The sequence below is a fragment of the Bacillus sp. T2.9-1 genome, assembly GCF_950097965.1.
GTDB lineage: Bacteria > Bacillota > Bacilli > Bacillales > Cytobacillaceae > Niallia > Niallia hominis.
Window position 1 is genome coordinate 228,148 of the sequence record NZ_CATNHG010000141.1, and the last position, 13,184, is coordinate 241,331.

The 13,184-nt window shown below is 36.4% G+C and carries 18 protein-coding genes and 1 pseudogene; 11 read left to right on the forward strand and 8 right to left on the reverse strand.

Features of this window, described 5'->3' with window-relative positions; translation table 11 throughout:
- The first annotated feature begins 2 nt into the window (after positions 1–2).
- Positions 3–281: a hypothetical protein gene (locus QQZ16_RS21740; protein ID WP_284561780.1), complete on the forward strand. Its 279-nt coding sequence runs from the start codon at positions 3–5 to the stop codon at positions 279–281.
- 165 nt (positions 282–446) lie between these two features.
- A complete protein-coding gene (locus QQZ16_RS21745) occupies positions 447–995 on the forward strand; it encodes a DUF3231 family protein (RefSeq protein WP_251628658.1) in 549 nt (182 codons plus the stop codon).
- 149 nt (positions 996–1,144) lie between these two features.
- Here the strand turns inward: QQZ16_RS21745 and QQZ16_RS21750 are convergent, their stop codons facing one another.
- The 3 genes from QQZ16_RS21750 to QQZ16_RS21760 are packed head-to-tail and all read right to left on the reverse strand — an operon-like array spanning position 1,145 to position 2,221.
- The gene (locus QQZ16_RS21750) at positions 1,145–1,429 is read right to left on the reverse strand and encodes a hypothetical protein (protein ID WP_031539956.1); all 285 of its coding nucleotides are present in this window, start codon (positions 1,427–1,429) and stop codon (positions 1,145–1,147) included.
- An 11-nt stretch (positions 1,430–1,440) separates the two neighbouring features.
- A complete protein-coding gene (locus tag QQZ16_RS21755; RefSeq protein WP_031539957.1) occupies positions 1,441–1,824 on the reverse strand; it encodes an SHOCT-like domain-containing protein in 384 nt (127 codons plus the stop codon).
- 13 nt (positions 1,825–1,837) lie between these two features.
- A complete protein-coding gene (locus QQZ16_RS21760; RefSeq protein ID WP_031539958.1) occupies positions 1,838–2,221 on the reverse strand; it encodes a DUF2089 domain-containing protein in 384 nt (127 codons plus the stop codon).
- A 232-nt stretch (positions 2,222–2,453) separates the two neighbouring features.
- Here QQZ16_RS21760 and QQZ16_RS21765 point away from each other — a divergent pair, with 232 nt between their 5' ends.
- The 6 genes from QQZ16_RS21765 (at position 2,454) to QQZ16_RS21790 (ending at position 7,090) form a co-directional block, all read left to right on the forward strand.
- On the forward strand, positions 2,454–2,846 hold the full coding sequence (locus tag QQZ16_RS21765) for a DUF2500 domain-containing protein (protein ID WP_251628662.1): 393 nt from the start codon (positions 2,454–2,456) through the stop codon (positions 2,844–2,846).
- Positions 2,843–3,307, forward strand: coding sequence for a GNAT family N-acetyltransferase (locus QQZ16_RS21770; RefSeq protein ID WP_284561781.1), 465 nt, complete (start codon positions 2,843–2,845; stop codon positions 3,305–3,307). Before QQZ16_RS21765 ends, QQZ16_RS21770 begins: the two co-directional genes overlap by 4 nt.
- Before the next feature lie 402 nt (positions 3,308–3,709).
- Positions 3,710–4,639, forward strand: coding sequence for an ABC transporter ATP-binding protein (locus tag QQZ16_RS21775; RefSeq protein WP_284561782.1), 930 nt, complete (start codon positions 3,710–3,712; stop codon positions 4,637–4,639).
- On the forward strand, positions 4,614–5,351 hold the full coding sequence (locus tag QQZ16_RS21780) for an ABC transporter permease (protein ID WP_284561783.1): 738 nt from the start codon (positions 4,614–4,616) through the stop codon (positions 5,349–5,351). Before QQZ16_RS21775 ends, QQZ16_RS21780 begins: the two co-directional genes overlap by 26 nt.
- 6 nt (positions 5,352–5,357) lie before the next feature.
- Entirely contained in the window at positions 5,358–6,491 is a 1,134-nt protein-coding gene (locus QQZ16_RS21785) for a sensor histidine kinase (RefSeq protein ID WP_031539965.1), read from the forward strand.
- Positions 6,488–7,090 carry a response regulator transcription factor gene (locus QQZ16_RS21790; protein ID WP_284561784.1) on the forward strand — a complete coding sequence of 201 codons (603 nt, stop codon included), beginning with the start codon at positions 6,488–6,490 and terminating at the stop codon, positions 7,088–7,090. Before QQZ16_RS21785 ends, QQZ16_RS21790 begins: the two co-directional genes overlap by 4 nt.
- Positions 7,091–7,121: 31 nt before the next feature.
- On the opposite strand, the gene QQZ16_RS21795 is transcribed toward QQZ16_RS21790, so the two are convergent.
- On the reverse strand, positions 7,122–7,562 hold the full coding sequence (locus QQZ16_RS21795) for a hypothetical protein (RefSeq protein ID WP_031539968.1): 441 nt from the start codon (positions 7,560–7,562) through the stop codon (positions 7,122–7,124).
- 209 nt (positions 7,563–7,771) lie between these two features.
- On the opposite strand from QQZ16_RS21795, the gene QQZ16_RS21800 reads away from it, so the two are divergent.
- Together QQZ16_RS21800 and QQZ16_RS21805 are read left to right on the forward strand one after the other, a co-directional pair.
- The gene (locus QQZ16_RS21800; protein WP_031539969.1) at positions 7,772–8,518 is read left to right on the forward strand and encodes a hypothetical protein; all 747 of its coding nucleotides are present in this window, start codon (positions 7,772–7,774) and stop codon (positions 8,516–8,518) included.
- An 8-nt stretch (positions 8,519–8,526) separates the two neighbouring features.
- Positions 8,527–9,324, forward strand: a complete 798-nt coding sequence (locus QQZ16_RS21805) for a metallophosphoesterase (RefSeq protein ID WP_031539970.1) — start codon at positions 8,527–8,529, stop codon at positions 9,322–9,324.
- Positions 9,325–9,372: 48 nt separating this feature from the next.
- Here QQZ16_RS21805 and QQZ16_RS21810 read toward each other — a convergent pair whose 3' ends face one another.
- Positions 9,373–9,948, reverse strand: a complete 576-nt coding sequence (locus QQZ16_RS21810) for an HAD-IA family hydrolase (protein ID WP_031539971.1) — start codon at positions 9,946–9,948, stop codon at positions 9,373–9,375.
- Positions 9,949–10,536: 588 nt separating this feature from the next.
- On the opposite strand from QQZ16_RS21810, the gene QQZ16_RS21815 reads away from it, so the two are divergent.
- Positions 10,537–11,283: a DUF2087 domain-containing protein gene (locus QQZ16_RS21815; RefSeq protein ID WP_031539973.1), complete on the forward strand. Its 747-nt coding sequence runs from the start codon at positions 10,537–10,539 to the stop codon at positions 11,281–11,283.
- A gap of 273 nt (positions 11,284–11,556) precedes the next feature.
- Here the strand turns inward: QQZ16_RS21815 and QQZ16_RS21820 are convergent, their stop codons facing one another.
- The 3 genes and pseudogenes from QQZ16_RS21820 to QQZ16_RS21825 all read right to left on the reverse strand — a co-directional run bounded on the left by QQZ16_RS21820 (position 11,557) and on the right by QQZ16_RS21825 (position 13,091).
- The gene (locus QQZ16_RS21820; protein WP_284561785.1) at positions 11,557–11,970 is read right to left on the reverse strand and encodes an IS3 family transposase; all 414 of its coding nucleotides are present in this window, start codon (positions 11,968–11,970) and stop codon (positions 11,557–11,559) included.
- Between the two features lie 128 nt (positions 11,971–12,098).
- A pseudogene (locus QQZ16_RS23350) lies at positions 12,099–12,762 on the reverse strand (IS3 family transposase); the annotation flags it as partial.
- Between the two features lie 8 nt (positions 12,763–12,770).
- Positions 12,771–13,091 (reverse strand): transposase, encoded by a 321-nt coding sequence (locus QQZ16_RS21825; RefSeq protein WP_016200952.1) that lies wholly within the window; start codon positions 13,089–13,091, stop codon positions 12,771–12,773.
- Positions 13,092–13,184 lie beyond the last annotated feature (93 nt).

The window sequence follows — 13,184 nt, forward strand, 5'->3', positions numbered from 1 at the left end:
AAGTGCCGAATTCGCAAGTAAGAGTGAAAGTCGCAAGTAAAAGAGTGGAAATCGCAAGCAAAAGAGTGAAAGCCGCAAGCAAGAGTGCCAAAGCCGCAAGTAAAAGAGTGGAAATCGCAAGTAAGAGTGCCAAAGCCGCAAGCAAAAGTACAAAAGTCGCAAGCAAAAGAGTGAAAGTCGCAAGCAAAAGTGCCAAAGCCGCAAGCAAAAGTACCAAATCCACAAAAAAATCACCAAAATTCAAAGGGAAAGACACGCCGTTAATTACAATAATCCTATAAAGCTCAAATAAGGATAAATAAGTGAATGAACAAAGGCTGCTTTCCCTTTTTTTCCACTAGGAATTCTATATCTTTACTATTCAAGAAGGAATAATTCTATATTCTTTGAATAAAATCCCATTTAGAAGTAAACATTATAGGTAAAAATGCTAAGAGGTGTACAGTATGGCACATAAAATAGAAGCGCTTCTCGATTATATTAAAACAAGATTTGACTCAGAACCGAAATCGCAACTGCATATTGGAGAGGCAATGGGCTTATGGACATATCAGGCTGCAATTGCGGATGAAATTCCTGTATTGGAAATGGCGCTTAATACGACAACAGATGATGTGTTAATGGAATTAATTAATGAGGCTAAAGAATTAGCAACCGAGCAACGTAAGATTTTAGAGGAATTTATGTTAAAAGAAGGAGTCCCACTTTCCAATTCCGCTGAATCGAAGCCCAAGTCGGACCCAAATGCTATTCCTTTGGGCGCTAAATCGACGGATATGGAAATAGCGAACTTACTAGCAGCGAAAGTGACGAGTAATATTGTCATGTGCGCTACAAATATCACACAAAGTGTCCGCAGTGATGTTGGGTTAATGTGGATTCGCTTCCATACAGAGAAGAGTATTTATGGGATGGATTTGAAAACGAAAATGAGAGAGCATGGATGGATCAAAATGCCGCCAAGCTTCTATCCGCCAGGAGCACCCCATCAGTAATTCACAATTTTCCTGTCCTATGCTATAGTGATAAAAGAATGCCTCTCCCAATCTAACGAGTGCAGGAAAGGCAATCTATCTAATTTAAAATGAAGTTTCACACAATCTAGTGTTGCGAGCACTAGATTTTTTTTGAAAAAAATCATGCTTCATGTAATAGCCACCTTCACGTAAGTTCCATCCTTCAAATGAATATCAACAAGTGGTTCAGCAAGTGACACAGCTTTAAGCTCTTTACTTAAAGTCTTCAATAAAAACTTTATTTCCGTTATATTCGTATAGATCGCATCAACTGTATTATTTTTTCCTTTGTGGTGAGTAAATTTCCATAACTGTTTCGATAAGGCAATATCAAGGAATGGACTCAACAGAAAAAGAGGGAGAACAAGGGAAAAACGTTTATGTTTATCGGTTTGGACAATTACCTTTACCATGTCTTCCACCACTATTCCACATAAATATTGATACTGTCGCCATTTGCTAATTTAGCATTTACAATTTCGCCGACTAATTCGCTATCAATCGCAGCAAGTAATAATTCTACATCGATATTTTCTGTATAGGTTTGGGATTGAGGAATTTTGGATGCTATTCCAATTCCCGTTTGAAGCAGTACTTTCACAAGTCTAATCGGAACATTTATATTTATATTGTCATTTGTTTCTGAATGGACACGTACTTTAAGTAAGCGGTTTAGATAAGGGCTATCTTCAAGCAGTGGCTTTTTTTCTATTTTTTCCTCGAATGAATTGATTAGTACAGCTGCTTGGTCTGATGTTAATTTGCCGTTTTCCACCATTGTTAAAATTCGTCTTATTTCGTCATTCATGTTTCATTCCTCCTTAAAGATCCTTCATTAATCGGATAGCCTCGTCCGCTGTTATTTCATTCATCTCTAGCTTTTCTAAAATATCTGCTTTTCTTTGTCCCTCTTTGGTGCTTACTTTTTCTTCTTTTGCTTCTTCACCTGTCATAATCTCAATAATATCATCCAGTTTTCCTCGGACAGTTGGATAAGAAATACCTAGCTTTTTTTCGACTTCTTTAATGCTTCCTCTTGAAAGAATAAAGGTTTCAATAAAATGCATTTGCTCCTCTGAAAAAGAGTGCCATTTGGACAGATGAAATCGATTTTCAATCGTCGTATGACAATTAGTGCATTCAAGTTTTGTTACATGGAGTTCATGATGACAGACAGGACAATCATTTATAACTGGATAATTCATACTAAATATCAACCTCCTTTCTATGATAGATTAATTAATTTTCTTAAATAAGTCAATTATATGATTGATAAAATTAATGTAATTATATCTATTTGTTAATATTGTTTATTTTATATGCGGGATTTTTTCGAAGTGAGTATGGTTTTCGATGAAACTTTTTGACTAAGTGATGCGTAAGGAATGATATAGTGTAATAAAGGAAAAAATTTCTTCATTAGAGGAGATGAGAGATATGGGGAATTTCTTTGCGTTTGAGGATTTTATTGCTACAGGGAATATCCTGTTCGCTATCGTACCGACTATATTTGCAATCATCCTTGGTATTATTGTAGTTAGGATCATAAAGGGACTTATAAAGTGGAGCAAAAATAACAATCAACCTCGTCTTTCTACACCTGCAAAAGTAGTTGCGAAAAGAACGAGTGTTCATGGTGGGGGAAATACCCGTGCATATAATCACTATTATGTTACATTTGAATTTCCGAGTGGTGAGCGTACGGAATTTCAAGTAAATGGCGGACAATTTGGTATGCTGATAGAAGGAGATAACGGGGAACTGCAATGTCAAGGAACAAGATATCTAGGCTTTACTAGAAATGAGCCTATAGGAGAACAAACACAATGAGCTATTCTTTGCATAAGATAACCGAAGAAGTGGCGAGGGAGATCCTTAGCTGGACATATTTGCCGCCATATGACCTATATAATAGTGAAGTAACAGAGGAAGCATTACAGGAGTTTGCGGAAAATCCGTACTATGCCCTTTATAAGGACGGAGCATTAGTTGGATTTTATTGCACAGGCTATGCAGCGCAAGTTCCAATCGGCTATTTTTTTCATGCATATCCAGAAGGGTACCTGGATATTGGCCTAGGTATGCGCCCAGACTTAACAGGGAGAGGACAGGGAACTGCCTTTCTCCAATTTATTATAGCTTCCATCGAGACAACTCAGCCTTTGCGCCTAACTGTAGCTGCCTTTAATAAAAGAGCAATTGCTTTATATGAAAAATTTGGATTTCACAAAGTGTCTTCCTTTACAAATGCGAATGATGTATCGTTTTTAATCATGATAAGAGGAGAATAAAAAAAGCTCTGGCTGATAACCAGAGCTTTTTTTATTAAAGGGTTTATTATTGTTTTATTAGTATGAGAATTCATAAGCGGAGAATTTCCGGCTATTGTATATAGAGTGAGCTTAAGTAGCGGATATAAACGGAGATATTCCGATTAGCTGTTGAAAATAAGACAAAATTTGAAGAATTTAATTCGATAAACGGAAAAACCTCCTTTATTTTTAAGGAAATGAGTGTATTTCTCAATTTAAGCGGAATTGTTTCGTTAATTTTTTAAGACAGTAAAATCAACATTCAGTTATAACAGATTCTTATGAAAAAATGACATTTGTCACCTAATATTCCTGACATCTGCGACTAATCAGCCCTCTTTTTGCAAGCTACAATAAAGATAGAATCTGGAGGTGGGAAGCTTGCAAACAATCGTAGAGCTAAAGAATGTAACAAAGGAGTTTCAGCAGAAGAAGGCAGTAAATGACGTATCTTTTTCAATCAAACAGGGAGAAATGGTGGCAATCTTAGGTGCGAATGGAGCAGGAAAGACGACGACAATGCGGATGATGCTTGGGCTAATGAAGCCAACAAGAGGCACTGTTTCCCTTTTTCAAAAGGATTCTAAACACAAAGAAGTATTGGAAAGGGTAGGAGGGATGCTGCAGGAAGTCAGTGTGATGGATAGCTTAAAAGTAAAGGAATTGATTCAATTAATACAAAGCTATTATCAACATCCTCTTGAATTGTCCTCTTTATTAGAACTAACAGGTCTTCATGAAGAGGAGTGGAATAAGCGAACAGAAAAGCTTTCAGGTGGCCAGAAAAGACGTTTGAACTTCGCACTGGCGCTTGCAGGTAATCCAGACTTACTGTTTTTAGATGAGCCAACTGTTGGCATGGATGTTACGGCAAGAGAAAATTTTTGGAGAAAAATCAAAGAATTAAATAAGCAAGGAAAAACAATTCTTTTTACAACACATTACCTGCAAGAAGCAGATGAAGTAGCGGAAAGAATCATTATGATTAATAAAGGCGAAGTAGTTGGTGACGGGACACCTGAGCACTTAAAGGGAAAATTGACGAAGCCAAGGGTGAGATTCCAAGAGAAAATTTCATATCCCATCGATTTTTATCGGACTTTGCCATTTGTTGCAGAAGTGCAAAAAGAGAAGGAAACGGTAACCCTTGTCGCAACAAACGCTGATCAACTGCTAAAGGAAATCTTCGATAGGCAACTGAATATCCATCATATTGAAGTAAAGCTTGGTCGATTGGAAGAGGTTTTTTCACAGCTAATGGAAGATACGAAGGAGGTAGACAGCAATGAACACCTTTTGGATGCAAAGTAAAGCAGAGACCGTTCGAATGCTTCGGAATAAATACTATATTTTTTGGTCCTTATTAGTTCCAGTCCTCTTCTATTTTTTATTTACAAATATTTTTATAGCACCCAGAGAAGATGACGGACTATGGAATCTACATTATTTAATGTCGATGACGACATTCAGTATTATGGGATCAAGTATGATGACGTTAGGAATTAAAATCGTTCAGGAAAAGGCAGAAGGTTGGACGATATTTTTAAAGATTACGCCACTCTCCCAATTTATTTACTATGGTGCAAAAATGGTTGCTCAAACAGTGATTCATTTATTTTCCATTCTTGTTATATTTACGGCAGGAATCCTCATCAATGACGTGAGTCTTCTTTTTTCACAGTGGCTATTTTGTGGTATCTGGATTCTGTTTGGATCTCTTCCATTTCTAGCTCTTGGAACAATTATTGGCACGATTAAAAAAGTAGAAACAGCTTCAGGAATTAGCAATCTATTATATATGTCTATGGCGATAACTGGGGGAATGTGGATGCCAATTGAGGTGTTCCCATCCTTTATGCAACAAGTGGCAAAATGGGTTCCTTCGTATCATTTTGCCAACGGAGCATGGGAAATAATCAGAAATCACTATCCATCTTTTTCTAGTTATCTGATGATTATCGGGTACCTCGTTCTATTTATGGTATTATCAACTTATATTGGAAAAAAAAGAGAGGCGGTGTAAGAAGATATGGATACCAAGAAGAAATTCGAGCTTTTTCCAAGAAGGTTTGGCTTTTTCCCCTATATCTTTTTAGTCTACATATTGATTCCGGTTATGCAGATGATAAAGGAAGATGGGACGAAGCAAATAATTGGTTTTCTTCTTGTGCTTATATTTCTTCTTTCATACCGGCAATTGTATACGCATATAGAAGAGAACTCCTTTAATTATTGGCTCGTTATTCAAATTTTGATCGTACTGATTTTTAGTATCTACTATGATCCTAATCTATTATTTATGGGCTATTTCCCAGCTAATTTCATTGGCTATTATTCGGGCAAAAAAAATTTTTATTACTTCTATAGCCTTTTGGTCTTTTCAGTACTTTTTCCAATCGTCATTAGTTGGAATGCCATCAATCCTTACTCCCTTATTTTTATGGTTCCGTTCTTTATTATCATGCTAATCTCTCCTTTTGGAATCCGCTCGATGAATCGGCGCATGGATTTAGAAAAACAACTGGATTTAGCAAATGAACAAATTAGTTATCTAGTAAAAAGAGAAGAACGAATGAGAATTGCTCGTGATCTGCATGATACGCTTGGCCACACTCTATCTTTGCTGACACTAAAAAGCCAGCTCGTTGGCAAAATGGCGAAGCCGCAACCAGATAGTGCGATGAAAGAGGCGAAGGAAATGGAAGAAATTTCTCGTGCGGCATTAAAACAAGTTCGTGAGCTAGTATCTGATATGCGGGCTATAACCATCCGAGAAGCAATAGTGGAAGTTCAAAAGACGTTACAAACTGCGGGAATTGATGCAGACATAACCATCGAAATGGAAGATGGCGAGGTAGCCCTTTTAACCCAGAATATTATCAGTCTCTGTTTAAAAGAAGCTGTTACTAATATTGTTAAACACAGTGATGCAACGAAGAGTAAAATAGCTATCCAACAAGATCCTGGGACAGTCGGGCTAACTGTTCAGGATAATGGCAAAGGCTTACATATCGAACAGTCCCACGGAAATGGATTAAAAGGAATGAGAGAGAGACTGGAATTGGTAGATGGAAAATGGAGTATTGCATCTAATCACGGAACGACTATTCACATTGTCGTTCCGATTATAAGAAAGGAAAGGCAAAAGGAGGAGATATTATGATTCGAATTATTATCTCAGAAGACCAGAGAATGCTCAGAGGCGCATTAGGGACACTGCTTAACTTTGAAGAGGATATGGAAGTTATTGGCCAAGCGGAAAATGGCGAACAAGCATTAACGCAGATTCGCGGACTTAAGCCAGATATTTGCTTATTGGACATTGAAATGCCTATTAAAAGTGGTCTTGAAGTCGCAGAGGAGTTAAGAGCATTAAATTCCTCTTGTAAAGTGGTAATTTTAACAACGTTTGCAAGGCCTGGGTATTTTGAAAGGGCGCTAAATGCCAATGTTCATGGCTATTTATTAAAGGATGGTCCGAGCGAAGAGCTTGCAGAAGCGATCCGAAATATTATGAATGGAAAAAGGGAATTTGCCTCCGAATTGATTTTTGGCAGTATCGGAAAAGATAATCCATTATCAAAGCGAGAGAGAGAAGTATTGATTCTGGTGGAAGAGGGGAAGTCGGTGAAGGAGATTGCTGCAGCCTTATTTTTATCTACAGGAACGATTCGCAATTATATTTCAGAAGCAATCAGCAAATTAGGGGCGAAAAATAGAATGGAGGCCATAGCAGAAGCGAAGCAAAATGGCTGGCTATAAACGCCTCTTGCTTCGCTTCTGCTTTTCATCCTTATTTCCCACTTCGAATAAAGTTTAAGTGCCATCTTGTATAAACCAATGCAACTGCATAATAAATTCCTGAATACCATAAGCTCCATCCACTGTAGGTAATGAACCCAAAGTAAAGAAGGGCAGACTCTAAAAGAATAGAGTAGGCAATCCAAGCGAAAAAATAAGGAATAAATCTTTTAACATCATGGGGCATAAAATTTAAATAAATGATTCCATGGGTGGAACCAAGTGTTAGTTCAATAAAATGAACAGACAATTGCACGCCTTTTGGTCCAAGCTCATACAGATGGAATACAAAACTTAATATAATATCTGAGCTTAAATTAATTAAGCCAACGACAAACCAAGTCACATATATTTCCACTTTTGTAAGATGCTTTGGCATAAACCATATGATGATTATAGTAACAAGGAAACAAATATAAGGAAACCAAGTCATAATTTCACTCCCGAAAGATACATAAAATAAGTATGACCTAGTTGGCATTATTTAAAACGAGAAGGATTAAGAAAAAAGGAATCATCTATTTGTTAAATGCATATAAAAACAATAATCGATTTTAAATGATTCAATAATTTTCAAGTTTTTAACAATTTATTTCCTTATTTTGATAGAATGGTAGTAATTATCCTTTGGGAGGAACAAATATGGTAGATAGTCAGAATATCCGCAAGGGAATGGGATATGTCTTAATAAAGCTAGCAGGAGCTGGGTTTGCTGCCACACTCTTTTTTTGCTATATGTTTTTATCCAGCTTTGATTTATATTTATTTTCCCATGAAATCAAAAATCCCTTCTTTTGGATTGCTTTTTTTGGTGTGGGGATTCTTGTTTCTATGATAATTGATCGTATAGCAAAATATTATCCGAAACTAGAAATTGTATTGTATCTTTTAGCAGGGCTTTGTCTGTTTTTACCGATTGTGTGGAATGTATACCCTTTAATAGCTGCAACCATTGGCTTGATTTGCTCATTATTATTCTATATAGGAATTAAATTAGCGGCAAAGCTAAACGCATTTAAATGGACATTTGCCTTTACGCCTATTCTCTTTCTTTTGTTAACGATTCCTGATTTTACAGTAAAAAAAGAATGGAATACGGTCAGAGGCGATCAGTCCTATGAAGCCTATTTTTCTTATTTTAACGGAGAAGATCATATCCCAGTTAAAGCAAAAAAAGGAGAAAAGATAACAATCTACATTGATTTTACGAATCGCAATGGCGGTGGATTTGGCTATTATTTAATAGATGAAAAGAATCGGAGGATAGGGCTGAGTAATGAGGAAAAGTCCGTTTTAACCTTTGAGGCAAAAAACACAGAAACCTATATGCTCATTATTACCGGCGATGGATTGCAAGGTGGTTTTGAGGTGAGCTGGAAGAAAGAGTGAGAGTAAGGATGAAAAAAAGAATGTTACTAGTGGGCATAAGCATATGTATCCTTATGCTATTTTCCTATTACCAAAATAATAGTCTATCTACCTCAACCTTCAAGCTTTCATCTGAAAAAATAAAAGACTCGATTAAAGTAGTGCAACTATCGGATTTACATAGTAAACAATTTGGAAAAAATCAAAACCGTTTAGTAAGGAAAGTAAAAAACTTAAATCCTGATATCATTGCATTCACAGGTGATCTTGTTGATTCGAAAGACTATGATGAACAGAAAAGCATGACATTAATGGAAGAGCTTATCCAAATAGCCCCAACCTATTATGTAACTGGAAATCATGAATCCTGGTCAGGAAAATTCTCTGACTTAGAAGAGAAATTACGGAAAGCAGGCGTGTATGTCTTAAGAAATGAACAGGTGCTAGTGAAAATAAAGGAAGAAACCGTGAATCTTATTGGGGTAGATGACCCAACCTTTTTGTCAGGTGAAGAGGAACTATCCGAAATTATCGACAGCCACCGCTCTGAGGAACATTTTAATTTGCTGCTGTCCCATCGACCAGAGTTGTTTTCCCTCTATGAAAAATTGGATCTAGTCTTAACTGGTCACGCCCACGGAGGGCAAGTAAGACTCCCGTTCATCGGCGGAATAGTCGCACCAGATCAAGGCTTTATGCCCGAATATACAGCCGGCATGTATAAAAAAGAAGAAACGGTAATGATTGTTAATAGAGGTTTAGGTAATAGCATAATTCCCCAGCGGATTTTTAATCGACCAGAGATTGTGGAAATAGTATTAGAATAAGGAGCTTTCCTTAGAAGAATCGATCTTCTTGGAAGGCTCCTTTTTACGTTATGCTTTATCTGTCACAGGATATACGGTGAAAAAATCAGCATAGTCTACTAGATGAAAGTCAGCAATTTCACATTGATTTTGGAACATACAGGTTTGAATCCCTAATTTATTTGCCGGAATTAAATCCAATTCTCTATCACCAATCGCTAAATCAATCGAATACTTCGTATGTAAATAGTGATAGGAATCTACTGCAGGCTTCCTAGGAAATCCATTCTCCAAAGTTACGATTTCCGCAAAATATTTCTCCCATCCATAATGGCGAAGAAAATGAGTAACTCCCGCATAGCTTTTATGTGTCATAATCACATTCGTATCCGCTTTTTTTAAAATCTCCTCTACACCTGGAAAAGGCTTTACCGCACTTACATCGATTTCCTTATTCATAGTCTTAATCTCTTTTATCTGCTGTTCCGTTAATCCAAAAAATTGAATCGCATGGGAAAAGGAAACTTTTAATTCTTTATAAATAGAGTCCTTTTCTATCTTTTCTCCAAGTATCTTGTAAAGAACCTCTGTATAAGCAGGATATGTATCAAATAATGTACCATCAAAATCCCAAAGAATATTCATATAGGAATCCTCCATAAATGTTGTTTCTTCTATGTTAATATACTTAATTTGGTAAGTCTATTAGGAGATTGCTAGAGTGGGAGAGGAAGGAATAGGGATGAACGCAGGACTTTGGAGGGAGGAGGGGGAAAGTAGTGTTCATCAGAGGGATGAAAACCAAAAGCAGCGGAACCAAAGGAAAAAGTGGTATTCATCAGGGGGATGAAAACCAAAAGTAGCAGGATCAAAGGGAAAAGTGGTGTTCATCAGGGGGATGAAAACCAAAAGCAACGGAACCAAAGGAAAAAGTGGTGTTCATTAAGGAGATGAAAACCAAAAGCTGCAGTATCAAAGGGAAAAGTAGCGTTCATCAAGGAGATGAAAACCAAAAGCAATGGTATCAAAGAGAAAAGTAGTGTTGTGTTCATCGTTCATCAGAGACAATAGTAGTAGTTGTCCCTTCCCCATACGTAAAGGAAATGCCAAAAACCCAGTCCACCAAAATATCCCCCCTAATATTGACGGATAATCTAAAAATGTTTATTATATTACTAACGAAATATAATTTTGTTTATAAAATAACAAACAAAATAACGAGGTGTTTGTTTTATGGATGTTTCATCATTTTTTCAAAACGCAACAATAGATGAATTAAAAAAGGGATATATAGAGAAAGATGATTCGTTTCTTTGTCTTTTGTGTGGGGAGCAGGTAGAGAAGGGCATTATCTATCCAGTGGATGGCAAATTATATGAGGCGGAGAAGTTTATGAAGCGTCATATTGAGGGTTCGCATCAATCTGTGTTTCATTATTTGATTGGTCTTGATAAAAAGATGACAGGGTTAACGGAGCATCAGACGAAATTACTGGAGCTGTTTTATCAAGGGAAAAGTGATGCAGAGGTAAAAAAGGAACTGGAGATTGGCAGTGCTTCAACGATTAGGCATCATCGTTTTGCTCTGAAGGAAAAGGAACGGCAAGCAAGAAATTTTCTGGCGATTATAGAGTTAATGAAGGAAAAGGACAATCATGCCCCTAGTTTTGTCCCCATTCATCAAACAGCTACGATGGTAGATGACCGATACAATATTACGGAAGCAGAGCAGGAAGAAATAGCAGCTAAGTATTTTAATGCAGGAGTCTTGAGTAAATTTCCGATGAAACAAAAGCAAAAGTTAATGGTTCTTCGTGAAATAGCAAAGCGATTAGAAGGACAGGAGAGCTATTCGGAAAAAGAATTAAATCAGCTCTTACAAACAATTTATGAGGACTATGTTCTGATTAGACGATATTTAATTGAATATGGATTTCTTGATCGCAAGGCAGATGGAAGCCTTTATTGGTTAAAAAAATAGACTGTTTGAACTGACCTAGCCAAATGAGACATATATAAAACACCTATCCATATTAAATTTAACACTTTTTCATTAATTTGATATTGGTTCTTTACTGGAAATAGTTCAGGCACTTTGTCACTTTACTTGGAGCCTCTGCGGGCATAGATTCTTTAGCCAGGAAGCCAGATATCTCAAAGAGAATCTGGCTTAGCCATAATAGGCTATCATGCCCGCATCTCCAAATAAAGTGCATGTCTTTTCTACATGCAAAGTGGATAACCCCGAAATCCTTTAAGCTGCCTTTAATCCAAATTCTATTGGAGTTAAGTAGCCTAATTTTGCTTGAATCCTACCCTCGTTGTAATGATGAATGTACCCATCTATTCTAGAAATAACTTCTAAATTAGCTAGGGTATTAAACTTACAATATTGGAATTCCTCTGTCTTTAAATTTGAATGAAATGATTCAATCACCGCATTGTCCCAACAGTTCCCTCGTCTGGACATACTACCTACTAAATGATGTTCCTTCAAATAATTTTGAAAAGTATACGATGTATACACACTCCCCTGATCGGAGTGTATAATAACTCCTTCTGGCTGATTGCGTTTATCCAAAGCATCCTGCAGTGTATCAATTACTAATGTCGTTTGTTGATGATTATAAATCTTATAAGCTACGATTTCATTATTATACAAATCCATGATTGAGTCAAGTTTTTGTGGGAGTTTTTTTTAGCTCCCTTTTTATAAAGTAAAACTTCTAATTTTGTATCCGTTTTCTAAATGTTTTCTTTCATCAAAATTTCGTCTTTTTCTTTTTTAAAAACCTNATTCAATCACCGCATTGTCCCAACAGTTCCCTCGTCTGGACATACTACCTACTAAATGATGTTCCTTCAAATAATTTTGAAAAGTATACGATGTATACACACTCCCCTGATCGGAGTGTATAATAACTCCTTCTGGCTGATTGCGTTTATCCAAAGCATCCTGCAGTGTATCAATTACTAATGTCGTTTGTTGATGATTATAAATCTTATAAGCTACGATTTCATTATTATACAAATCCATAATCGTAGACAGATATAATGTTTCGCTGCCATACTGGATATACGTAATGTCCGTTACCCACTTCTCATTTGGTTTACTTGCACTAAAATCACGATTAAGAATATTAGGTACAATGACTTCACTTTCTCCCTGCGATTTCCACTTGCGTTTTGGTTTCACCTTACACTGCAAATGATGCTTCTGCATAATGTTTTGAACTGTGTTCCTATTAAGATGAATATGATGTTCTCGCTTTAGAATAGCTCTAATTTTCCTATGACCATTTCTATATTTAGTAGCCTTACAGATTTCAATAATTAACTCTTCATGTTCATTCCGATATTCACCAAACCCTTTAGTCCAACGATAATAGCTAGCACGTGGAATCCCTAAAACTTTTAAAATGGAAGTAACGGTATATTTTTCACGAAATTGTTCAACCAATTGTACTACTAGCCCTTTATCGACTCCTTTCTCATCGCCATATACTTTTTTAGAATTTCATTCTCCATTTTTAGGTGAGTTAGTTGATTACTTATTCGCTCGTCCTTACTTAAAGAATCGGGCCCATGCCCAAATGTATATTGTTTACCAATTGGCTGATCAAACCGATACATTTCTCCATTTTTGTACCATCTCATCCAAGTTTCAATTTGAGTTTTATTTTTGATTTTGTATTTGTTCATAATTTCCCGTGTTGTTAATTTTCCTTCAAGCTTATCTCTTACTACCGCCCATTTAATCTCTTTTGTATATACAGTTTTTTTGCCCACGCAAAAACACCTCCGAATAATGTCACAATACTTATCTCAAGTATTGCCATTTTGGAGGTGTTTTATATTGTCTCACTATTTTAGGTTAGTCCA